The following is a 22387-nucleotide window of genomic DNA, read 5'->3' on the forward strand; positions in this document are numbered from 1 at the left end:
GAAGCCTCACGCAAAAAAGCCATGCAGGAACCAGGAGGGCGCGCCGCCCGGCAAAGCATGATTCTGGGCACGGTCCTGATAAAGCCCGGCGCGGAAGACCCAATAGCGCCGCCCGCGCACATCCTCGATGCGGAAATAATCGCGCACTTCTTCAAAGATACCGTCCTGGAGACGCCACCATTCCGGCGCGATCCGCTCCGGCCCTTCGGCGCGCGTTACCTGATGGGGCACATGGCGCCAGCGGAAATGCATGGGCGGGCCGTCCGGCACTTCCGCCATCACCTCGATCGGCTCGGGCTTCGTTAAAAGGCGCAGCGGCCGCAGCGGGCGCGGCGGCGGGCTGCGCAGAGGCGCGGAAGGAAGAGAGGGAGAAGAAGACCAGGCAATTTCTTTCATGGCCGCCCCCTCCAACGCCGGGCGGCTCTGCACAGCGCGCTCGGGCACATGGCTGTCCTGCGGGCCTTGCAGGCGCAGCGCCTCCGCGCCAAGGCGCACGGACAGCCGGTCGATGAGCCCGGCCAGCGCCTCTTCCTGCCTGCTCGCGCTCCCCCCTTCCTCGTTCTCTGCCCAGCTGCTCTGGCTTTGCGCAAAAGGGGCCGCTTCGTCGGCTGAGAGAATGAAATATTCCGCCCCGAGCCCGAGATCCATCTGCTCGAAACGCTCTTTGAAAAGCCGTGCCAAATGCGCTTCCTCGCGCACCGGCTGCGCCGTGCGCAAAGAAAGCGCCGCCACCTGCCCGTCCACCCGCAGCGCCCGAAAAGTCCAGCGCGTGCCGCCCTGACCTTCACGCACCAGCATGGATTTAAGATCCGCGCTCAAGCGGCGCAGCACTTCCGGCAGAAAACTCAAATCCTGCACCGGCTCGCTATAGCCTGCATGAGCGCGGAAGGACGGGGCGGGATGCAGCGGGTTCAGACTTTCCGGCTGGCGCCCGAGCGCCTGATCGAGGCGGAAAAGCACCGCCTCTTCGGCAACGCGCGAGCGGAACCTGCGGGCGAGCGCCAGGCGCGGCATGGCGTAAAGCTGACCGATCTTGGTCAGGCCAAGGCGCTGCAGCAGAAGCAGCACCTGCGGCTCAAGCCGCAAAGCCGCCATGGGCAAGGCGGAGAGCGCTTCGCTGACGCCGCCTTGCGGGGCGATGGCGCGGGGCGGGCCGAAACGGGCAAGCGCGCTTGCCGCGCCCACCGTCTGCGCCATGCCGAGATAGGCTTTAAGCCCCAGCTTTGCGAACTGGCTTTCCATGCGCGCCAGCATCGCCTCTTCCCCGCCGAAAAGATGCGCGCAGCCCGTCGCATCGATGAGAAGCCCGTCCTCTCCATCTGCCGCTACGAAAGGGCTGTAGCGCAGACACCATTCGGCCAACCCTTGAAGAGCGGCGCGGTCGCCTTCCATATCTGCGGGGGCATGAAGAAGACCGGGCAGCCGCGCCTTGGCATCGGTCAGCATCATGCCGCGCGTCAGCCCAAGCCGTGCTGCTCTCTCATCCACCGCATGAAGGCGCACCGCGCTTTGCTCCTGCACGGTCAAAACGAAAGGCGGAACGTCTTTTGCCTTAGCCGGTGCGCGCGAGGGGGAGAATGGCGGCCTCTCCCGCAGGCGGGCTTTGCGTTTTTGGTGCCGCCGGAAGCGCTCGATCGGCCAATGGGGCAACCATATGGAAACAATGCGTCTCATGATCCCATTCCATCGTGACCCTGAAGGGCATGGGCCCTGCCTTCGCTTTTTCCAGCTCCACCTGCCAGCGCGCGGCGCCGGGCGCGGCAAGGTCATGCACCTGGCGCCCGCTCGGTGCCGGGCGGATGCGCAGCCGGGTCAGCGCGGCACTCGCCTCTTTGCGTTCAAGCGGGCGGATGAGCCAGCAGGGCATCCGGTGCTCCGCTGCCAAAAGCGAAAGCCGCCGGCTTTCGGTGAGCCCGACATCGCCGGCCTCCCCAAGCGCCCCGGCAAGCGCGCCTGCCTTCAAGCCCTCTTCCAGCGCCCAAAGCACATCGAGACTTGAGCGCGCATAAAGCGTGAGAAGGCGCTCCGGCGACACCCTCGCATCCAAAAGCCCCGGCCCGTAGGGCGCGCCGAACTCGCGCCGGTCTTCAAGCCGCATTGCCCATAAAAAGGCGGCCTGCCCCCTTCTCTGCCTTTGCCGCTGCCGGGCCGCCAGCACGGCAAGGGCAAAGCCGCGCGCCGCGCTCATATCCTCATAAGAAGCAGTCAGCTCATGCAGCCCCGGCCGCAGGATGAGCCGCGCCGGGTCTGCTCCTTCTTCACGGGACCGGGCAGCCGGTGCCTCTTCCAGAACCGGCGCGCTCTGCTCGATTTCGGCAATAGACTGCCGAAGCCGCGCCATAAGGGCGCTGCGGGATGTGCCGCGGGTCTCCCCGGACATGGGCTTACCTCTTTCGATATTTCCCTATGTTCTTATTTTGTTCTCATGCTGGAGTCAAGCCGCCAGAAATCCGGAACAGCGACAGAAAGAGGGCTTAAAGCAGCTGCAGCACCGCCTCGACATCCGCTTTTTCAGTGGAAAAAGAAGCAACGAAGCGGGCAAGCGGCCGGCTTTCCCCGGCAATATCCCAGGGCGCGAACTGTACGCCTGCCTTGAAAAGCGCCCGCTGCTGCTCTTTGGAGAGAAATGCAAAAACCTCATTGCCCTCTGCCGGATAGGCAAGCGCGATGCCCCTTTCCTGGAAGCCCACGGCAAGCAAGGAGGCCATCTCGTTCGCCTGCCGGGCGAGCCGCAGCCAGAGGTCTCCTTCCAGATAGGCTTCCATCTGCGCGGCAAGAAAACGGCCCTTGGAGAAAAGCTGGCCGCCGCGTTTACGCAGCCGGGCAAAATCGCGCGCTTTTTCAGGATCGAAAAAGATCACCGCCTCGACACCAAGCGCGCCGTTCTTCGTTGCCCCGAAACAGAGAACATCCACCCCTACCTTCCAGCTCATCTCGGCGGGCGTACAGCCAAGCGCAGCGAGCGCATTGGCAAAGCGCGCGCCGTCCATATGAACGGCCATGTTCTTTTCATGCGCAAGGGCGCTTAAAGCGCGCAATTCATCGAGACTGTAAAGCGTGCCCGCCTCGCTTTGCTGCGTCAGGCTCAAAAGCGCGGGCTGCTGGCGGTGCACACCGCCGGAGCTCCAGAAGGTCAGCGCCTCTTCCAGCGCGGCACGGGTGATACGCCCCGCCTCCCCGCCCACGGGCACAAGCTTTGCGCCATGGGTGAAAAATTCCGGCGCGCCGCATTCATCCACATGGATGTGGCTTTCTTCATGGCAAAGCACGGCGCGGTGCGGAGGTACATAAGTGGAAAGCGCCAGGGAATTGGCCGCCGTGCCCGTTGCCACCAGAAAGGCGGAAAGCTCGCACTCGAAAATCTCGGCAAGGCGCGCCTCGACACGTTTCGTGATCTCATCGCTGCCATAAGAGGCGCTATAGCCGCCCGCCGCCCTTGCCAGCGCCTCGATAACCTCCGGCGCCGCACCGCTCGTATTGTCACTGCCGAAATGCATGCGCGCTCCAAAACAAAAAAGAGGGAGAAAAATCAGACTCGGTCTTCCGGCGGGAAAAGCGGTTCGGGATCGCCGCTTTTCCACTGCGGATATTTTTTCATCACAGCCGCAAAAAGCGCGCTGGACAAGAAGTTTTCCAGCCAGCGCTGCACGCCCGGCAAAGACTGTTCATCGAACCAGGCTTTATCCACGAAAGCAAACTGGCGCACGAACGGCGCGATCGCGATATCCGCATAAGATTTTTTAGCACCGAAAAGGAAAGGCTCATCACCAAGACGCGCCTCAAGCCGTTGAAGAAAGGCAAGGCCTGCCTCCCGGTGTTCTTCCGGCTCCGCGCCTTCATAGCGGTTTGCGTATTTATAGCGGTCGAGATGGGGTTTGAACTCTTCTTCCGTCTCAGCGATCAGCGCTTCGGCCTCTTCACGTTCGCCCGGCGACAGCGCCATCAAGCCTTCCGGGTCGCGCTGCTCCAGCGCCCAGCGCATGACATCGAAACTTTCTTCCACCACCTTGCCGCCGGGCAGGACAAGCACCGGCACCGTTCCCTTGGGCGAAGCTTTCAGCATTTCGGCCGGCTTATCGCGCAGCACCACTTCGCGCAAACGGCAGGGAATGCCCGCGGAGAAAAGCGCCATGCGCGCGCGCATCGCATAAGGACAGCGGCGGAAGCTGTAAAGAATGGGAAGCGGGGCATCCATCAGGAGGCCTCTTTCTTCAAATCCAGCTTCTTCTTCAAATCCAGCTTCTGGCCCGGCTTGTCGCCCAGATGCACTTCGCCGCGCGCTTCGGCAAGTTCCATCTGCATCTGGCGCTGGGCGAAGCGGTAGCGCTGCTCCTCGCTCAAATCCGCATGGCAATGCGGGCAGGAAACACCTTCCATATAATGAGGCGAGGCTTTGTCTTCCGCGCTGATGGGATGGCGGCAACCATGGCAAAGATCATATGTCCCCTCGCCAAGGCCGTGCGTGACCGCGACGCGCTGATCGAAGACGAAACATTCCCCGCGCCACAGGCTTTCTTCTTCGGGCACGGTTTCCAGATATTTCAGAATGCCGCCTTCAAGGTGATAGACCTCATTGAAGCCCTTTTCCTTCATGAGAGCGGTTGCCTTTTCGCAGCGGATGCCGCCGGTGCAGAACATTGCCACCTTCGGCTTGTTCTTCAGCGCCGTGGCTTCTTCCACCCAGGCGGGAAACTCCCGGAAACTATGAGTGCGCGGATTGACCGCGCCCTCGAAAGTGCCGATCTCCACCTCATAATCGTTGCGCGTATCGATGACGATGACATCGGGCGCGGAAATGAGCGCGTTCCAGTCTTCCGGTTTGACATACGTGCCGACATTGCGGACGGGGTCGAGCCCCGGCACGCCAAGCGTGACGATCTCTTTCTTCAGCCGCACTTTAAGGCGCAGGAACGGCATCTCCGCCGCCCAGCTTTCTTTATGCTCAAGGCCTGCGAAACGCGCATCCTCGCGCAGCCAGGAAAGAAACCCGCGCATCGCCCGCTCGGGCCCGGCAATGGTGCCGTTGATCCCTTCATGGGCGAGCAGCAGCGTGCCCTTGATGCCGCCGGCGCGCGCCATTTCCTCGATCTTCGGCTGCAGCGCGGCAAAATCCGGCAGATCGACAAACTTATAAAGAGCGGCGACCAGAAAACGGCTCATCGCAAAATCCCTCAAAAAACTCCGGCCCTTATAGCTCTTTGGCGGGGAAACGTAAAATACCGGCCCTTGAAATGAGACACGAAAAAGCCGGGCAGGAAGCCCGGCTTCATCGCATCCATCGGGAAACAGCGTTAATGGCGAAGGAGCCCGTCCCGCGCCTGGTCCAGCTTCTCGCTGGCCTTGCGCATGGCCTCGGCGGCCTTTTCATCCGCCGCGCGGGCATAGCGCGAGCCTTCTTCCTTAGCTTTGCGCATCACCGCGTCGCGGGCCTCGCCCATCGTCACGTCCTCGGCTCTTGTGCGGGAGAAATACCCGGCCAGCGCCGCCCCGGCGGCAAGGCCGATAAGGCCCGTGACGAGGGGATGGGCCTCATAGGTTTCCTTCACCTTGCGCCCGGCCTGGCGGGAGGCTTCGGCGGCTTCTTCGCCCGCATGACGGGCACGTTCCTGCGCGGCGCGCATTTTCTCGCGTCCGGCAGCCGCCGCCCTTGAAACAGGCCCATGGCCGTTGAAACGGCCCGCCTCGTAGCGCTCATCTTCCGCCGACGGGCTTTCATAAACAAAACCGTCATCGGCGCGCTCATCCGCACTGCGGGTACGTGCCGCTTCTACCGCGCGTTTCGGTTTTTGCGTGCCCAGCGAATAGGCGAGCCAGGCAATGCCCGCCGCCGTCAGAGCGGAGGGAAGCGGGTGTTCCTGCACCGTGCGTTTGGCTTGATCCATCATTTTTCCGGTATCCACATCTCTCAGGCTTTCCAGCGCGAAATCCACGATCTGGTTCGCCGAAATCGAATTTCTGAGCTCGTCGAAATCGGATTGCACGGCCGAGCGGGCCGCACGCACCTGCGCTTGTGCTTCTTCGGCGGTCTCTTTCGGGAAGTCGTTCACCTGTCGCTTATTCATGAGAAATTCTCCTTTATTGCCGATTTGTCGCGTCTGAATTCACGGATCGTGCGGCGGGGCAGAAGGTTCTCGCGGCGGAGCCGGCTAAGGCCCCAATAGATGCAAACCGCACCAATACTGCCGACCCCGACCGCAACGAGGAGCGCGGCCCAAGGCAGACTGAGACCGGCATCCACCAGCACCGCGATAAGCGCGGCGATAAGGCAAAGCAGCGCCGCCAGCGCCAGAAGGAACCCGGCCAGCACGGCCAATCCGGCCCGCACAAGCTGCGATGACTTTTCTTCCGCCTCCCGCTTGAGCAGATCGAATTCCTGCTCAAGGAGGCGGGAAAGGTTACGCAACAGATCGCTCAGGATCTGGGTGATGCCGCGCGGCTCTTTCGGATCTAAGGCCATAGTGCCTCGCTCACGCGCGCGGCGGCCGGCTGTTCAAGAAACGCATGAGCACGAAGCCCGCTGCTGCCGCTCCAAGCGCAAATTCCACGGGCCGCTCTTCGGCAAATGCCGATGCCTTGCCGTAAAGCTCGCGCGGCGAGGAGCGGTCGAGCTCCTGCGATACTTTATCGAGCAGCACCGCCACTTGCTCGGCGCAAGCGCCGATCATGGCATCTTCCGGCTCGACCGTGCGCGCCACTTGGCGGAAATGATCGCCATAGCCGCGCGCAAATTCCGCCGCCGGATGAAAAGGCTCATCCAAAAAGGAACGGGCCTCTTCCTTGGCCTCTTGCGCGTGCTCCCGGAATTCCTTCCAGGCCTCGCTGCTTTCCTGAAACTGCGAGGCGGCGAAATCTTCTGCTTCTTGGCGCGTGACCATAGCTGCCTCCCGTCTCTTCAGACATTACGCGCACCTGCCAAAGCACCGGGCACAAGACGCCGGGCCCGGCAGGCCGTCTAGAAAATAAACGCGCCAAAGCCCGCGCAGTTCACGGAACGAGGCAGCAAAACGGGAGAGAGATCAGGCCGCGCGCTGGTGGCGGCCCTCTTCCACTTCTTCCGCGATTTTGGCAATGAAATGGGGAAGATCATCCGGCTTGCGGCTCGTCACGATGCCCCAATCGGACACGACGGGTTCGTCCGTCCATTTACCGCCTGCATTTTCCATATCCGTGCGGATCGAATGATAAGATGTGACTTTGCGTCCCTTCACGAGACCTGCCTCGATGAGAAGCCAGGGCGCATGGCAGATCGCGCCGATCACCTTGCCCTTATCGGCAAACGCCTTGATGAGCTCCAGCGCCTGCGGATTGACCCGCAAGAGATCGGGATTGATCTGCCCGCCGGGCAAGACCAGCGCATCATAGTCAGCTTCGCTGACCTTGCTGAGAGGGACGTCGACGGGCACCGCCGCGCCCCAATCGCCGCCATCCCAGCCGCGAATTTGCCCTTCTTCCGGCGAGGCGACGTCCACCTTCGCGCCCTTCGCCCGCAGCTCTTCCAGAGGCTTGAGAAGCTCGCTCTGCTCGAACCCATGCGTAGCAAGAATAAGGATTTTCGCATTACCTATCTTCGGCATAACCAGCTCCTTGGATTCTGTGTCAGCTATGCCAGGAAAACGCAAAAAGGGCTCTGCCTGTTCCGGCAAAGCCCTTTCCTTAACGGATTGCGATGGTTGGGCGCTAAGCGCGCACCATATGCAGAAACTGCGCGTGGCGCTCATATTGCGCCAGCGCATCGGCAATGATCTGATCCTGCGTATAGCCCATCACATCGTAATGCTGGCTGCCTTCGGGCAGAAACACCTCGGCCCGGTAATAATGCCGCCCCTGCTGGCTGCGCACATGGCGCTGCTCGACCACGAAGGACGGCGCTTCATAATCGTGCAGTCGGACGGAATAATAAAAATCCTGCTCGCCGCCATGGCTGACTTCGATGTAACAGGTCCGCCCTTCTTCCGCATCGACATTCGCTTCATAGCCGAGTTTCGAGAACTCTTCCGCTGCCCGCTCCAGGGCCGGGCGCACCGTCTCGCGCAGGAAACGCTGCGCCTCGGGCAATTGCGGGTGATGCAGAAGCGCGCGCAAGCGCTGCTCCCAAGGGATATTCACCCCCTGCACCCCCGCACTTGAGGCAGACGCAATATCGAGACTGTTGCGCCGTACCGCTTCGAGATCGAGCGCCTTGTAAAGCCCGTAACAAATGAAAAGCATGATGACGGAGAAAGGCAGCGCCGCCGCGATCGAAGCGGTTTGCAATGCCCCAAGCCCGCCGGCAAGCAGCAGCCCTGCCGCAACGAAGCCTTCGGTAAAAGCCCAGAAGACCCGCTGCCAGACCGGCGCATCGTCCTCGCCGCCGGAGGTGAGCATATCGATCACCAAAGAACCTGAGTCCGATGAGGTGACGAAAAACGTCACGACCAAAATGGTTGCAACGATGGAAGTGATCCCGGCAAGGGGAAGATATTCGAAAAATTTGAAAAGCGCGGTTGCTGTGTTTTCCGACACGGCGGCGGCAATCGCCCCGCCGGCAACGCCGAGATCGAGCGCAATCGCGGTGTTCCCGAACACCGTCATCCATAAAAACGTGAAGCCAACGGGAATGAAAAGCACGCCGGTGACGAATTCGCGGATCGTGCGCCCGCGCGAAATGCGCGCGATGAACATGCCCACGAAAGGCGACCAGGCAATCCACCAGGCCCAATAGAACAGCGTCCAGCCGCCGATCCAGCCTTTCTTTTCATAGGCGTAAAGATTGAACGTCTTTTGCACCACCTCGGAAAGATAAGTGCCGACATTCTGAAAATAGGCTTCGAAAAGGAAAAGCGTCGGCCCGGTGATCAGCGTAAAAAGCACAAGCACCACGGCAAGACCCAGGTTGAGCTCGGAGATACGCCGGATGCCGCCATCGAGGCCCATCACAACAGAGCCCGTCGCAATCAGCGTGATAATCGCGATCAGCACGAGCTGCACGCTCACCGTCTCCGGCACGCCGAAGAGATAAGCAAGGCCGGAATTGACCTGCGAAACACCGAAGCCGAGCGAGGTCGCCACGCCGAACATCGTGCCGAGCACCGCGAAAATATCCACCGCATGGCCGATGGGCCCATGGATGCGCTCGCCGATAAGCGGATAGAGCGCGGAGCGGATGGTCAGCGGCAGATTGTGCCGGAAGCCGAAATAGGCAAGCGACAGGCCGATCACCGCATAGATCGCCCAAGCATGAATACCCCAATGAAAGAAGGTGATGGAAAGCGCCTCGCGCGCCGCATCCACCGAGCCCGGCTCACCCACAGGCGGCGCCATGAAATGCTGCACTGGCTCCGCCACCGAAAAGAACATGAGCCCGATGCCCATGCCCGCGCTGAACAGCATGGCGATCCAGGACCAATAGGAAAACTCCGGCACCGAGCCGTCCGGCCCGAGCCTCACTTGACCATGAGTGGTGAAGGCGAGAAAGGAAACGAAAGCGAGAAAAACCGCCACGCAGAAAATATAGAACCAGCCGAATGTCGAAACGATCCAGTTCTGCACAACGCCGAAAACGCTACTGGCAAGTTCCGGTGCGCTTACCCCCCAAATAACAAAGCCTAAGATCAGGATCGCCGAACCGAAAAAGACCGGCGGATTGATGATCGCTTTGGGTTTCTTTCCTTCTTCGCCGAATTCGGTGCCCTCTGTGCGCATATCCATGAGACGGCCCTTTCTTGTTTTTAATGCGTCGGCATTTCTAGCGTCAGAAATAGAACCCGACATTGATATTGAAACGGTGCTGCCAGCCGCCATCCGTGGCGCCCGGCCCAAAGGCGGTGCCGTAATCGGGGCTGGCATAGGCGTGATTGCGCCCGCTCAAGAGATCGACATAGACGAAAGCGGGGCCTTCGAAATCGAGCGACACGCCGAGCACATTTTGCTGCGTATCGGCAAAGCCGGAGGCGGCTTTCTCCATATAGGCGTAATCGTCATAAAGCGTGAGGCTTTGCAGCCCGAATACGCTCATCTCCCAGCTATGAGAAAGTCCGGCGGAGTAAACATAAGCTTCAGAGGCCACCTGATAGGGAAAGTCATAAGCACCCATAACGACGAACCGGTCGTCCTGGCCCACCGGGTTCTTCAAATCGATATCGTAATAGACCGCCTCGGTGATGATGTTCCAGGGACCGAAATCACCAACCCAGTGCAGGCCCGCCGCAACGCGCGAACCGGTCTCCCCCGTCGCGCCGTTTGGAATTTCTCCATAAAGAAGCGAGAGTCCCGCCTCGCTCGTTCCGTTGCCTGCATGATCGAACTTATAGGCAGCGCGGCCCGTCAGCTGGTTCTCTTCTTTATTGGAGCGGCCCATATCCGAGACGATGTCATAGGAATAACGCGCGCTGTCATTCGACTTGCCGTGATAATTGCCTTCATCGGCAAGAAAGTACGCCGCATCGAAACTCCAGGCGCCCTGCTGCGTGTGATAGGCAAGGCCGAGATCGTAATCGTCCTCAAGGCCGAGATAATAAAAGATGGAAAAGAAATAGCTGTGCGAGGCGAAGGGCAGCGGACCGAAAGGCACCTTCTGCACACCGGCGCGCACATAATCGGTTTCGGAAAACCGGTATCCCGCCCAGCCGTGATGCAGGAAATGCGAGCTGTAATCGGGATCGGCATAATAATAGAGACGGTACTGCGCAGAAGCTTCCCAATTGCCGTCGGAATAATCCACATCCAGGATCGCCGTATCGAAGTCCCAATAATCCCGAGGCTTCGTTTCATCGACCCAGCTTTTATCGAAAAGATTGACGCGGACCGCGCCGCCGATTTCCACCGGCCCGAGTTTCAGCGGCTCACTGTGAGCAGGCAAAGCCGCCAGTAAAAGCCCCGCCGGAAGGAGCATACGCAGACAAAAATGCTTCCGGCTGCGGGGAGCGAATGCACGCCGCATGATGCCTCACACTTATTTTTGCTGTGAGGTGAAGCGTAGAACAAAAAAGAGCCGGGCACAACGCCGCCGCCCGCGTGCATGACGCCGCGTCATGCAAACGCAAAGCGCCGGGTGAGAATAAGCGAGTCACCGCAAACTTTTTTAGCCAGGCCTAAATGCCCGCAACAAAGTTCAAATCGGCTTTGCACACCTGCGCCACCTCGCGCGTCGACATGAAACGGCTCAGCTCTCCGAAAAGCGCTGCAACGCTCACCGGCGCGCCTTGCCGGTCATAGAAAAGCCAGCGATTGGCCCGCGCCGCCGACGGCAGAATGGAAGCGGCAAGCGTGCCCGCGGATTTTTCGCGCGTGCGAATGAGCTTTACCGCGCCGCCCGCGCCGAAAACATGAGCAGCATAAAGCTCGCCGTGATTGGGCGTACGGTCCAGCATCCGCTCCAGCGCCTTGCGGTTGGAAACGGTAAGCTCACCGGCCATCAAAGCCGCCGCATGCGGATCGGAACGCAGCACAAGAAGTTTTTCTCCCGCCTCATCCGAAACGGGCCGGTAGCGTCCGCCCTCTTCTTCAAGCATCTGTGCTTCTTCCGCAAAGCCGTGCTTGGCGCCATGCGCGCCCAGCATCTGATACCAGGTCTGGCGCACGAACTGAAAAGGACCATTGGCCGAAGACGTCGGCGCCTGAGCCGTCAGCACCAAACCGCTCTCGCGCATCGCGATATGAAGAAGATAGCCGGAATTGGCGCCCGTCGCTTTGGAGGCGGCAACGATTGCGCTGAGAAGATCGGGGCCCAGCAAATCGATCGCATCTTCCACAAGCTCCGTATCGGCGGGTTTTGCTTCAGTGGGAACATCGTCCGGCCCCGCAAGGCTGGCCATCTCAGCCGCCGGGTCATCGCTGCCGGGTTTTTCAGCCGGTTCGGAAAGTCCTGCCGTCTCACCCGCAGCCTCTTCCTTTTCTTCGGCAATCACGGTGCTTGCCTGCTGCAATTCGGCAAGCGCCTTGGCAATCGCCGTAATGTCATCGGCGGACAATTGATGACGTTTATCACCGGGCGGCGGGGGCGGCACAACAGTAAGGCCGGTAGAAACGCCGGAGGAAGTGTCCAGTGAAGAGGTTTCATCGGTCTGCGCCTCAGCCGAGGCAAGTTTGACCGGCTCGCCCTTTGCTTTGGAGGCAAGCAGCGTTGCCGTTGCCAAAGCGGACTCCGACGCGAAATCCGACACATCGCGGGCGAGCGATCCGTCTTTCACATATTCCACCGCCTCGGCCACCGGCTCGATTTTCATCAGCTCGGTTTGCGCGCGGCCAAGAGCCGATTGGCCATCGTCTGCGGTAACGTAATCCCATGCCAGAAAGGCGATCAGGAGGAAGGAAAATTTCATCCACATAGCAGGTGCTCCTTTTAAAGCGTGGCGCTGCTGCGCCGTCCTGCCCCCAGTTCGGGATGAAACTATCAGGTCTTCTGTGAACGCCGGCTGGTAGGCCTATTCATCTCGCCTTTATAAAGCGGCCGTTTCATTGCCGAATGCAAAATATTCGCTCGCAATCTGCAAGAATCACGCGGTGCTTGTTGGCGAGGCCCATCACTCCGGCTGCGGCGTGCAGGTTTTCAACGCACCGACAGCGAAGAAACCGTCCGGCAGGAGCACCGCCTTGTTGAGCACGCCGTTGCGTGTCTCGTCATAGCGGTTGTTATATTCCCAAAGCGGCGCGCCCTCTTTGCTGACCATGAAAGCGCGGCCATGTTCCGCCTCGACAATGAGCTGGTCGCCATTTCCGAAAAGCTGATGCTTGCCGCGCCGCCAGCTATAGAAGGGCACATCGTCCGTCCCCTCAAAAACAACCTGCGTTTCCATGGTCGCCGGATCGATCGTCACGATCTGCGAGTGCTCGAAGCCCATATTGTTGTTGTAAACGGAGATCGTGCCGTCGGGGGCAAAATGCGGCTCATGCTGGCGGTGCCAGGGCCCGATGCTGAACCATTTGATGTTGAAAGTGTCCGGATCAAGCACCGCGACCATGTTCAAGGAACGCATGGAAATGAGAAGATCGCCCGCTTCGAACACCGGAAACGCGCCCGCCATCTCCGGCGCCAGTGCTTCGATATGATTGAGATGGAAGGGATCGGGCGACATGCGCAGCCCCGCCGGCCCTTCTTCGGATTGAATGGCCAGCACGCCCTGCAGATTATGCTTCTTGAGCACATCCACCATCATGCCGGCTTCCTTGAGGATGGTCCCGCTTTCCGCGTCGACCTGAACGAGTTTGTCGTCCCGCAACGTCCAGAGCGTACCGTCGAAAGAGCGCGTCACGGCATGGTGGAAATTACCTTCCGTCTTCCACATCACCTTGCCGCAGGAGTTAAGCCGCGCCAGCACACGCCCGGAATCGAAATTGACGACGATGGAGCCGTCCTCGAAGACATCGAGCCCGTGCAGGAAAACGTTTTCAGGCCCCGGCCCTTCCGGATCGATCTCGCTGTAATTGACCGGCCAGGCATGAACCTCCTCGCCCTTGGCATCGAGCAGCAGCACGGAATTAAGTGCTTCGCGCTCCGGCGTAAGGCCAGAGACCATGAGGAGGCGCCCTTCATAAGCGCCTTCACCGAAAATGCGGAAACGGGCCTCATGTCCCTCGCGCATCGGTACAAGATGGCGGTTCGCCTCGAGCCCGAAATCGTTTTTCCAATAGCGCTGGAGATCGCGCACATTCTCGTAAAGCTTCCAGACCTGATAGGCCGGCGGCAGGTTCCAGATACCCGCCACGATGCCGTAGGAAAAAGCCGAGAACACCAAAGCAAAGACGAAGAGATAGACGGGGAGCTTGTCTTTCGTCTCTTCACTGATTTGAGGCATCTTCATCGAAGGCAGGTCCTGCTTTAAGGAATGGAAGGAGAGGCGGCAAAAAGCGGCCCGAAGGCCCGGTAAATCTCTTCGGCGCGGCTGAGCCGCGCCGGATCGTAATCTTCTTTTGCCTCATAAGGCGTCGGCGCGCGGAAGCGGGAAGCGGCAGCACCCAGGCCCGTTTCTTCAAGCCCGCATACCCGCGCAAGGCGCGCAAGGCCCGGTGAAGGGTTCCGGCAAAGCCCGTCATAATCAACGAAGAGCACATGCGAGGAGGGCGTACTGAGAAGCGCGTCATGCGCCGCGGCCCAATAGGCAAGCCAGAAATCGAGCCCCTCTGGATTAAAGGCCGCCGGATCGAGCCCCTCACCCTCCCGCGCCATCCAGCCGCGGAAATCGATAGGCTTCAGCGCCGCGCCGAACTCGTAATGACCGAGCCATTCCATATAGCGGCGGGCAAATGCGTCTTCGGCATGGAGCGCGCTGAACTGCACATGCTGGCGGCGGAGCGAGCGGGCATGATCGAGCGGGCTGCGCACCGGCACGATGATGCGGCAATCGGGGAAAAGTTCGGGCAGCAGAGACAGCCGCGCGATATTCGCATTGTTCTTACAAAGATAGCGCGGCACACCGTCCCCTTCCGCCGCCGAAAGCGCCAGCACTTTGCGGATATGCTGGAAGTAAAACGCTTCGAATTCTTCGTTCCGGTCCTCAGGCCCCCAAAGCCTGATAGAAGCCTTGCCGTATTTCTCCGGCCAATAGGCTTTCCAGACAACTTCCTCGAAGGCTTCCGGACTGTCGAACCCCACCGCCACGCCGTCCCCATGCGCGCGCTCGGCAAGCGCGGCTTCCTTGCGGAACGAACCCGAGAGCCGGTTCCAGGTAAAGGGGCAGAGAAGAAACGGCATGTGCCGGTAGGTATGGGAGGTAAAGTCGGGCAGCTCCGCCAGAATTTGCAGAAGCAGCGTTGTGCCTGCGCGCGGCAGCCCGGCGACGAAAAGCGGGCGCTCGATAGTGATACCCGCACTCGAACCGAAAAGCCCTTCTTCTATATCGGCGAGCGCGATTTGCGCGGGCACAGAGGCGAACGCCAACCGGTGCAAAAGCCGCTCGGCCCGCGAATAGGATTCCGGCCCGCTCATCACACCACCCTTCTCATCGTGCCCACCTTCTCATCGGGTCAGCCGCCAGGCGGCGATCATGACAAGGCTCGAAACGATGATGAACACCCAGTCCGTTGCCGCCGCTTCCGCCTCGCCTAGCGAGACAAGCCCGGCGAGATCGGCAAGGTAAGCCGCGCCAAGCGGCACGGCGAGCGCAACGGCCACCGAGAGCGTGATAAGGAAAAAAGCGCCGAACATGGCAAGCGCCGCTTTCTGCACCGCTGCCTCCTTTTCATCGTCACTGAGCACCGGGTTTCGCATGACGGCAAGCGCGCGGCGCCCTGCCGCCCCCGCCGCTTCGACGCGGGAAACGAGGCCGGTCACTTTCAAGGAACCCATGAAAAGCAGAAGGCACAGCGCGAGAAGGCCGTAAACCAGCATGGCCCTGCCGTCAGGACTTACGGGAAGAGGCAGCGTTCTGGGCGCTCTCCTCCCCTGCGCCCGGAGCGCCGGAAGAAGAAATGGCGCCCGCGCCGGGTTTCTTACGGAAAAGCCGTTTCAGCGGGTACCAGACGAAGCCGACAAGCGCGAGACCCACCGCCGCAATCAGCGCTAGAATTGTCCCGATGGCCGACAGGCCCGTCCCCGGCCCCACATAGGCGAAGCTCGTGCTCGGCACGATGAAAAACGCCGAACTGGCTGCTGCCAGGACAAAAAAATCTCTACGCCGCATGGCCTTCATTCGCTCCTGAAAGAAATGGCACGTCTCACGACTATGTAAACGGCAATATACGCAGAAAGTGCCATAAAAGTGGCGCGAAAAAGGAAGCTCCAAGGCAGACAAAAATGCCGCAGCCACCCCCGCTTTCCTCGCCCTGCCCCAGTTCTAGCCGGATGGGCGCTTGACACCCCCCGCAGGCCGCCCGCACACGCATCCCGCCGGCACGCAAAAGTTGCAAGTTGCAGCCTCACAGGCTCTCACACGAGCTTGATGGAATTGGAAGCAACGTGATTTCCAATCGCCAGCCCCTCTTCCCATTATTTAGGAGCAGAGAGCGCGGTACCCCCCCTTTGCCGCGCCCTGAGTGAGTTGAGTGAGTACCCCCGAAAACGCTTCAAAAAACACTGGATAGGAGAGATCCATGAACTCGAAGACCTCTGCCCTGGCGCTTGCCGGTGCCGTTGCCGCCGCGCTGACGCTGTCGGCGAACACCTCCTTCGCCGCTGACGCAGCAGGCATGGAAAAGTGCTACGGCATTTCCCTCGCCGGCAAGAACGACTGCGCCGCAGGCCCGGGCACGAGCTGCGCCGGCACGTCGAAAGTCGATTATCAGGGCGATGCCTGGAAGCTGGTTCCGGCCGGCACCTGCGCCGACATCGAAACCCCGTTCGGCCCCGGCAGCCTTGAGCCTGTCGACCGCCCGGCTTAATTGACGCCCGGACGCCGGAGCCTGTTGCCCATGTCTTATCCCCCTCAGACATCCCCCCCAGCGGCAACCGTGCCCGATCTTTTGATCGGTGCGAAGAAAGCTCCGGCGTCCACCCCCGCTCCCGCCAAAATCCCCTCCGTCACCGGCGTGGGCCTGAAACCCGGTCATTACCGCGATATTCTGGAAGCCGGCCCGGCGGACATTCCCGCCGCAGGCTGGTTCGAAATCCACGCGGAAAATTACATGGGCGAGGGCGGCGCGCCTCATGCCTATCTCAGCGCCATCCGCGAACGCTTTCCCCTGTCCATTCACGGCGTCGGGCTGTCGCTCGGCAGCAACGGCCCGCTCGATGAAGCGCATCTGAAGCGGCTGAAGGGGTTGGTGGAGCGATACCGGCCCGGCCTCATCTCCGAACATCTTGCCTGGTGCAGCGCCGGGGGGACGTTTTTCAACGATCTTTTTCCCGTGCCGCTTACCCATGAAACGCTCCGGAAAGTCGGTGATCACATCAATCAGACTCAGGATTATCTCTCCCGGCGCATCCTGATCGAAAATCCCTCGACATATCTCAAGACCGTCGACGATGAGATGAGCGAACCGGAGTTTCTGGAATTCCTGAGCGAGCGCACCGGCTGCGGCATTCTGCTCGACCTCAATAATGTCGCCGTCTCCTGCGCCAACAAGGCCGAAAGCACGGCAGATTATCTTGCGCATTTTCCGGGCTCCGAAGTCGGCGAGATCCATCTGGCCGGTCACAGCATCGATACGGGCCATGATTGGGAGCTGCGCATCGACGATCATGGCAGCCGCGTCAGCGAAGAAGTCTGGGCACTCTTTAAAGATTTTTGCGAGCGCTGGGGCCCCCGGCCCACCTTGATCGAATGGGATACGGACGTGCCCGCTTTCCCCGTGCTTCTGGAAGAAGCGGGCAAAGCGCGCGAGATCATGCAGAACGCGGCGGCATTCGGCCCCCTCATGGGAAATTCCCATGCCGTCACTCGCTGATTTTCAGCGCAATTTCGTGCGCGCCCTCCAGTCCTCTCCCAATCACTCGCTGCGCCGGCGCATGAGCGCGCCGGGCGGTGCGCCGCTGGAGCAGCGCTTCGCCGTTTACCGCAACAATGTCTATCACTCGCTGACAGAAGCCCTAAGCGCGGCCTTTCCCGTGATCCGCCGGCTGGTGGGCGATGAGTTTTTCAAGATCACCGCGCGCACCTTTCTCGACCGCGAGATGCCGGGCCGCCCGACACTGATCGGCTATGGGGAAGGCTTCCCCGAGTTTCTGGAAAGCTTCCCGCCCGCCCAGAACCTTGCTTACCTCGGCGATGTGGCGCGGCTCGAACTTAGCTTTCTCAGCGCTTATCACGCCGCCGACGCCGAGCCGCTGAGCGGAGAAGCCTTTGCGCAAATCCCGCCCGAGGCGCTGGAGACGGCGCGGATCACGCTGCACCCGGCACTGCGCCTCTTAACCTCACCCTATCCCGTCTTCGATATCTGGCAGGCCAACCAAGACGGCGCGGCGGCGCCAAGTAAACCCATCAAACTTTCCGATGCCGGCCAATGCGGGCTCTGCGTGCGCCCGGCGCTCTCCGTTCTCCTGAGCGTTTTGCCCGAAGGGGAATATGCCTTTCTCAGCGCGCTAAAAGCGGGGGCATCGCTTGGCGAGGCGGCAGGAAGCGCCGCCGAGATCAGCCAAGATTTCGATCTTGCAGGCGCGCTTGCCCGCGCTTTTCAGCTCGGCCTTTTCGCCATGATCGAAGGGCACGGCATTCCCCTCTCCTCCCCCCAAGGACGCACCAAGGACCCAGCCAAGGATTAAGCCTCATGATCGACACACGCCTCACCCAAGCCCCGGGAAGCGGCGCCGCCGCCCTCGTCTCAAGCCTGATCGCCCTTGCAGAACGTATTCCCGCCTCGGTTTACGCGCTTGCCATGCGCGCCGCGATCGCCTCCGTGTTCTTTCTCTCCGGCCGCACCAAGGTGGAAGGACTTCTCACGCTGAAGTCGAGCACGTTCTATCTCTTCGAACATGAATATGCGCTGCCGGTGATCTCTTCCTCGCTTGCCGCGCATCTGGCGACCTATGCCGAGCATCTCTTTCCGCTTCTGCTGGTGATCGGCCTTGCCAGCCGCTTTTCCGCCGCCGCGCTCCTTACCATGACGCTGGTCATTCAGATTTTCGTTTATCCGGGCGCCTGGTCCACGCACCTCCTCTGGGCCTCGATCCTGCTTTACCTCATCGCCCGCGGCCCCGGCGCACTCTCGCTCGATCATGCGATTGCCCGGCGCATGTGATCGCCCGGCGTCTATGATCGCCCGGCGTTTGGACGGCGCTTGAGACTCCCACAAGCGCCGCAGCGCCTCTTCCTGCCAGAATTAGCCCCAGGCCGGAAGAGGCGCGCCCTTACAGGAAAATCCCTCAGCTTCCACCCGCAAAGCGGGCTTTGAACTCTATCTCCAGAATGCAGCTTTGCGGCGAAAGTCCGCTGCCTTGCGCAGGCGCTGTATAATAGTCCCCCTCCAGCGCCACATGAGCGCGCGCAGGTTCAGGATAAGGCGCGCGGTAAGCGGCAATATCGTTTGTGACGGCCGGCCTGATATCGACCGGCCAATGTGCAGCTGTCTCGTTGAGATAGTAGCGCCCGCCAAGCGGTGTTTCGTGCCAATGGGACGCGGGCGGCCGCTCGGCTTCGAAAGGATCGCTCATCCGGCCATAGGTCTTTTCAAGCGCGGCAAGCACAGCGCTAAAGCCTTGCGCACAGGCGGAAGGCGCCGTGCCGCCCGCCACATACTTCAAACTGAGAACGCCAAGCCGCCCGCCCGGCGCGAAAATCGCCATCGGCTCGAACATCCTGCCTGCGACCTCCGCCCGCTCATCACTTAAAAGCCAGCAGCTCTTTTCCGGAAGCTGCGCCCTGCATTCTTCGGCGCTTGCCGCCGTCCAGCTCACGCCGGGAGAGGCGGCGAGCGTTTCTTCCAGTTCCATACCGGGCGCAAGCCCCCGCCAACCGGGCCCCTCAGCCCGCGCGCTGCCCGCCGCGCAGAACAGCGCCAGAATCGCCGCAAACGCATCTTTCGCAATCTCCTTCATGAGGGTCCCGCATAGCGGTAGAGGACCCAGCGGTAGCCCAGCCCGATGAGCAGGCAGGGAAGGGAGAAAGGCAGCGCCACCATGAAAAGCCCGATGGCGAGCATCGGCAGGTTGAGAGGCGAGAGTATATTGATCGCGAGAAACGCGCTGATAAGCGGGGCGAGCGCCCCGGCGATACCGGCGCGCGCGAAGGAGACGGGCGGACGCATCAAGGCCCAGGAGACAAATCCGCCGAAAAAGGCAGAGAGCGCGAGAAAGGCAGGAAAGTCGAACATATCCGGCGTCCCGATGCCCATATCCGCGCTTGCCGCAAGCATAAGCAACCCGGCGGTCAGCGCCCCTATAAGCCCGAAGCCGAGCGCGTGGAGATACCGTTCATCCATGGCGGCCCCTTTCACTCCTGCACCTTTTAGCCAAGGCCGAGACTGGGATGGCATTTTACGCCCGGCAACTAGTACAATTGCCGTAATATGAACGCGGCGCATTCGCTGGCAGATTTGGGGCAACGCAACCTGGAGAGAAAAGTGCGCAGCGGCCGCATCATTATTGCAGATGACCATCCGGTGTTCCGGGATGGCTTGAGGCGGATCGTGCAAAAAGCCTGTCCGTCGGCCGAGATCGTCGAGGCGGATACGTTCGACGGCGTCGAGAAACTTGCCGAAGGCGGCGAGAGCGCGCCGGATACCTTCGTGCTCGATCTCTCCTTTCCCGGTTTCGAGCAGGCCGCCTCGATCAACAAATTGCGCCGCGCCTATCAGCAATCCTCCATCATCATCGTTTCCATGAGCGATGATCCGGCAACGATCGAGAAGGTCATGGCGGCAGGCGCCGACGGCTTTATCGGCAAGGCGGTGCTGCCCGGGGAAATCGGCGAGGCGATCAAAGCCATTCAGGAAGGTGAGATCATCGTCAAACGGGTTTCCGACGGCCCGGCGCAGCGCGAGGACCCGTTTGCCCATTTGCCGCCCCGCCAGCTCGAAGTGCTGCGCTTCATCGCGCAAGGCAAGTCCAACAAGGAAATCGCCCGCGAGCTCGACATTTCTCCCTTTACGGTCAGGGTGCATGTCTCCGCGCTTTTGCGCGCGCTCAACGTCTCCTCCCGCGCGGCGGCAGCCGCTCTCGCCGCCGAAGCAGGTTATTAAGCGCGCTATTGGGCGGCCGTGCGGCCCGCCTCCATCATCAGCTTTTGCGCCGTGATCGTGGAGCGCAGCTGCGCCGGGCGCACGGGTTTGGCAAGCACCGGCACCGCGTCATCGCCAAGCTGCTTGCGCACTTCTTCCTCGCCGTGGCCGGTGATGATGACGGCGGGAATATCCGCCCCTTCCAAAGCGCGGATATCTTTCAGGCACTGCGCCGCCGTATAACCGCCGCCAAGATCGAAATCCGTCACGATCAGATCACAGCCGGTTTTCTCCTCCGGCAGGCGCGAGGCTTCCGACACCACGCAGCCCCATTTTGCAAGCAGCATGGCGGTTGCCGCGAGCACGCTTTCATCATCATCGATCAGCAGGATATGAAGCCCGCGCAAAGGATGCGCCGGCAAAGCCGGGCCCTGGCGCGGCCCGGCGCCGCGCGCACCGGCCAGGGCGAGCCCGTCGATCATGACGCGTGTGCCCTGCCCGCGCACGGAACGCACCTTCACCTCGAGCCCTTGCAGCGCGGCAAGGCGGCGGACGATGGAAAGCCCGAGCCCCAGCCCTTCCTGCGCCCGCTGGGCCGGCTCGTCGACGCGGTAGAACTCATCGAAAATCTTGCCGACATCCGCCTGAGGAATGCCGGGGCCCTGATCGCAGATTTCAACGCTCAAGCGGCCGCCCCGCCGCCGGCACCCGATCAGCACCTTGCTGCCGGGTGCATATTTGATCGCGTTGGAAACGATATTCTGCGCCATCGTGGCGAGCAGCGCGGGGTCCGCGCTAACCCAAAGATCGCAGGGCACACGGGTAAGGCGGATGCCGGCGTGACCGGCAAGCTGCGCATTCTGCCGGACGACATCTTCCAGAATCTCGCCGATCGCGACGGGAACAAGTTTCGCCTCCACCTTGCCGACATCGAGCGCGGCAATATCGAGAAGCGAACGGAAAAGCCCTGAAACACTGTGCAGCGAGCGGTCGATATTATCGACCATTTGCTGTTCTTCCGCGCCGAGCCCGGCATCGCGCAGGCAGGCGGTGAAAAGACTGATCGCGTGAATGGGTTGGCGCAAATCATGGCTTGCCTGCGCCAGGAAGCGGGATTTCGAGAGGTTCGCCTCTTCCGCATCCCGGCGCGCAAGGTCAAGCTCGCGGGTGATTTCCGTCATCTCCACCAATTGCCTATCAAGACGGCGGGTCAGTTCCACATTGGAAAACAGAAAATCATTCATCCGCACGGAAAGGATCGTCAGGATCAGCGCATAGAGCATGATGAGCGAAGCATTGACGGCGGAAGGCGGAAAATTGGCATGCATGAAATGCGCGCCCGCCAGAAGCGGGATGGAGGTCCACAGGCTGATGAAACAGGAGCGCAGCATCGCATGCTGGGAGGAGACGGCGCCGAGCGCCGTGCCGCCCAGCGCCAGCGTATAAATGAGCAGCACCTGAAAAGAGCCTTGCGCGGCGCCGAAGGCCCCGCCGCCCCAGAAAAGTCCGACCAGCGCCGTGAACGCGCTATGGGCCCAGCCCGCTTTCAGCGCCGAGGGCAGAGGCACCGGCTGGCGGCTGACATAGACCCGGCAGAGCGCGGCAAGACTTGCGGAAAGCACCGCCATGCCCGCGCCCCAGAACAGCACCCAGGGCGCATAATCGAAACTATACGCCAGAAAGAAGCTCGTCAGCGCGATGACGCCCATATGCACGACCCAGCCCTGGAAGCCGAGATCGAAGAGATAATCGAGCTGCCATTTCTCGACCGAGGCAATACGCCGGCGCGCCTCGCGCAGCCGGTCTTTCGTGCTTTGTGCGCTCACGTTCTCATCCCCAAAACGTGCCTCAAGTCTGCCTGCGGCAAGGCCGGGGCTCAAGA

The 22387-nt window shown here is 61.1% G+C and carries 23 protein-coding genes and 1 pseudogene; 5 read left to right on the plus strand and 19 right to left on the minus strand.

The genetic code is table 11. The features are described 5' to 3' along the window. Positions 1 to 6: 6 nt before the first annotated feature. The 16 genes and pseudogenes from ACOQOT_RS12915 to ACOQOT_RS12990 form a co-directional block, all read right to left on the minus strand. Positions 7 to 1521: a Y-family DNA polymerase gene (locus ACOQOT_RS12915; RefSeq protein WP_420561949.1), complete on the minus strand. Its 1515-nt coding sequence runs from the start codon at positions 1519 to 1521 to the stop codon at positions 7 to 9. A gap of 31 nt (positions 1522 to 1552) precedes the next feature. Beyond that, positions 1553 to 2380: an ImuA family protein gene (locus tag ACOQOT_RS12920; protein ID WP_420559664.1), complete on the minus strand. Its 828-nt coding sequence runs from the start codon at positions 2378 to 2380 to the stop codon at positions 1553 to 1555. Positions 2381 to 2474: 94 nt separating this feature from the next. Further along, complete coding sequence (locus ACOQOT_RS12925) at positions 2475 to 3497, minus strand: threonine aldolase family protein (protein WP_420559665.1); 1023 nt, start codon at positions 3495 to 3497, stop codon at positions 2475 to 2477. Between the two features lie 32 nt (positions 3498 to 3529). Continuing rightward, a complete protein-coding gene (locus tag ACOQOT_RS12930) occupies positions 3530 to 4195 on the minus strand; it encodes a glutathione S-transferase (protein WP_420559666.1) in 666 nt (221 codons plus the stop codon). A gap of 62 nt (positions 4196 to 4257) precedes the next feature. Then, positions 4258 to 5160, minus strand: a pseudogene (locus tag ACOQOT_RS12935) (rhodanese-related sulfurtransferase); the annotation flags it as partial. A gap of 131 nt (positions 5161 to 5291) precedes the next feature. Continuing rightward, positions 5292 to 6062 carry a hypothetical protein gene (locus ACOQOT_RS12940; RefSeq protein ID WP_420559667.1) on the minus strand — a complete coding sequence of 257 codons (771 nt, stop codon included), beginning with the start codon at positions 6060 to 6062 and terminating at the stop codon, positions 5292 to 5294. After that, a complete protein-coding gene (locus ACOQOT_RS12945) occupies positions 6059 to 6457 on the minus strand; it encodes a phage holin family protein (protein ID WP_420559668.1) in 399 nt (132 codons plus the stop codon). Before ACOQOT_RS12945 ends, ACOQOT_RS12940 begins: the two co-directional genes overlap by 4 nt. 10 nt (positions 6458 to 6467) lie before the next feature. Further along, entirely contained in the window at positions 6468 to 6875 is a 408-nt protein-coding gene (locus tag ACOQOT_RS12950) for a hypothetical protein (RefSeq protein ID WP_420559669.1), read from the minus strand. Between the two features lie 141 nt (positions 6876 to 7016). Further along, entirely contained in the window at positions 7017 to 7574 is a 558-nt protein-coding gene (locus ACOQOT_RS12955) for a type 1 glutamine amidotransferase domain-containing protein (protein ID WP_420559670.1), read from the minus strand. 103 nt (positions 7575 to 7677) lie between these two features. Next, positions 7678 to 9687: a BCCT family transporter gene (locus ACOQOT_RS12960; protein WP_420559671.1), complete on the minus strand. Its 2010-nt coding sequence runs from the start codon at positions 9685 to 9687 to the stop codon at positions 7678 to 7680. 43 nt (positions 9688 to 9730) lie between these two features. Continuing rightward, positions 9731 to 10870 carry a hypothetical protein gene (locus ACOQOT_RS12965; protein WP_420559672.1) on the minus strand — a complete coding sequence of 380 codons (1140 nt, stop codon included), beginning with the start codon at positions 10868 to 10870 and terminating at the stop codon, positions 9731 to 9733. Between the two features lie 199 nt (positions 10871 to 11069). After that, positions 11070 to 12305, minus strand: coding sequence for a hypothetical protein (locus tag ACOQOT_RS12970; protein WP_420559673.1), 1236 nt, complete (start codon positions 12303 to 12305; stop codon positions 11070 to 11072). Between the two features lie 195 nt (positions 12306 to 12500). Next, positions 12501 to 13778, minus strand: a complete 1278-nt coding sequence (locus tag ACOQOT_RS12975) for an arylsulfotransferase family protein (RefSeq protein WP_420559674.1) — start codon at positions 13776 to 13778, stop codon at positions 12501 to 12503. Between the two features lie 17 nt (positions 13779 to 13795). Next, positions 13796 to 14902, minus strand: coding sequence for a sulfotransferase (locus ACOQOT_RS12980; protein WP_420559675.1), 1107 nt, complete (start codon positions 14900 to 14902; stop codon positions 13796 to 13798). A gap of 30 nt (positions 14903 to 14932) precedes the next feature. Beyond that, on the minus strand, positions 14933 to 15304 hold the full coding sequence (locus tag ACOQOT_RS12985; protein ID WP_420559676.1) for a hypothetical protein: 372 nt from the start codon (positions 15302 to 15304) through the stop codon (positions 14933 to 14935). Positions 15305 to 15314: 10 nt separating this feature from the next. Then, positions 15315 to 15596, minus strand: coding sequence for a hypothetical protein (locus tag ACOQOT_RS12990; RefSeq protein ID WP_420559677.1), 282 nt, complete (start codon positions 15594 to 15596; stop codon positions 15315 to 15317). A 409-nt stretch (positions 15597 to 16005) separates the two neighbouring features. Between ACOQOT_RS12990 and ACOQOT_RS12995 the strand changes: the two genes are divergently transcribed. From ACOQOT_RS12995 to ACOQOT_RS13010, 4 genes are all read left to right on the plus strand, one after another. After that, positions 16006 to 16293: a DUF2282 domain-containing protein gene (locus ACOQOT_RS12995; RefSeq protein WP_420559678.1), complete on the plus strand. Its 288-nt coding sequence runs from the start codon at positions 16006 to 16008 to the stop codon at positions 16291 to 16293. Between the two features lie 69 nt (positions 16294 to 16362). Further along, positions 16363 to 17298, plus strand: a complete 936-nt coding sequence (locus ACOQOT_RS13000; protein WP_420559679.1) for a DUF692 domain-containing protein — start codon at positions 16363 to 16365, stop codon at positions 17296 to 17298. After that, positions 17282 to 18112 (plus strand): DNA-binding domain-containing protein, encoded by an 831-nt coding sequence (locus ACOQOT_RS13005; protein ID WP_420559680.1) that lies wholly within the window; start codon positions 17282 to 17284, stop codon positions 18110 to 18112. The genes ACOQOT_RS13000 and ACOQOT_RS13005 overlap by 17 nt, the downstream gene beginning before the upstream one ends. A 5-nt stretch (positions 18113 to 18117) precedes the next feature. Then, positions 18118 to 18588: a DoxX family protein gene (locus tag ACOQOT_RS13010; RefSeq protein ID WP_420559681.1), complete on the plus strand. Its 471-nt coding sequence runs from the start codon at positions 18118 to 18120 to the stop codon at positions 18586 to 18588. 124 nt (positions 18589 to 18712) lie between these two features. Here the strand turns inward: ACOQOT_RS13010 and ACOQOT_RS13015 are convergent, their stop codons facing one another. Then, positions 18713 to 19384 carry a hypothetical protein gene (locus ACOQOT_RS13015; RefSeq protein ID WP_420559682.1) on the minus strand — a complete coding sequence of 224 codons (672 nt, stop codon included), beginning with the start codon at positions 19382 to 19384 and terminating at the stop codon, positions 18713 to 18715. Next, positions 19381 to 19767, minus strand: coding sequence for a hypothetical protein (locus ACOQOT_RS13020; protein WP_420559683.1), 387 nt, complete (start codon positions 19765 to 19767; stop codon positions 19381 to 19383). Before ACOQOT_RS13020 ends, ACOQOT_RS13015 begins: the two co-directional genes overlap by 4 nt. 141 nt (positions 19768 to 19908) lie before the next feature. On the opposite strand from ACOQOT_RS13020, the gene ACOQOT_RS13025 reads away from it, so the two are divergent. Beyond that, positions 19909 to 20526: a LuxR C-terminal-related transcriptional regulator gene (locus ACOQOT_RS13025; RefSeq protein ID WP_420559684.1), complete on the plus strand. Its 618-nt coding sequence runs from the start codon at positions 19909 to 19911 to the stop codon at positions 20524 to 20526. A gap of 5 nt (positions 20527 to 20531) precedes the next feature. Here ACOQOT_RS13025 and ACOQOT_RS13030 read toward each other — a convergent pair whose 3' ends face one another. After that, positions 20532 to 22331 carry a hybrid sensor histidine kinase/response regulator gene (locus tag ACOQOT_RS13030; RefSeq protein WP_420559685.1) on the minus strand — a complete coding sequence of 600 codons (1800 nt, stop codon included), beginning with the start codon at positions 22329 to 22331 and terminating at the stop codon, positions 20532 to 20534. Positions 22332 to 22387 lie beyond the last annotated feature (56 nt).

Origin of the sequence: Tepidicaulis sp., assembly GCF_965222285.1 — a bacterium.
In the GTDB taxonomy this organism is placed as follows: Bacteria; Pseudomonadota; Alphaproteobacteria; order Parvibaculales; family Parvibaculaceae; genus Tepidicaulis.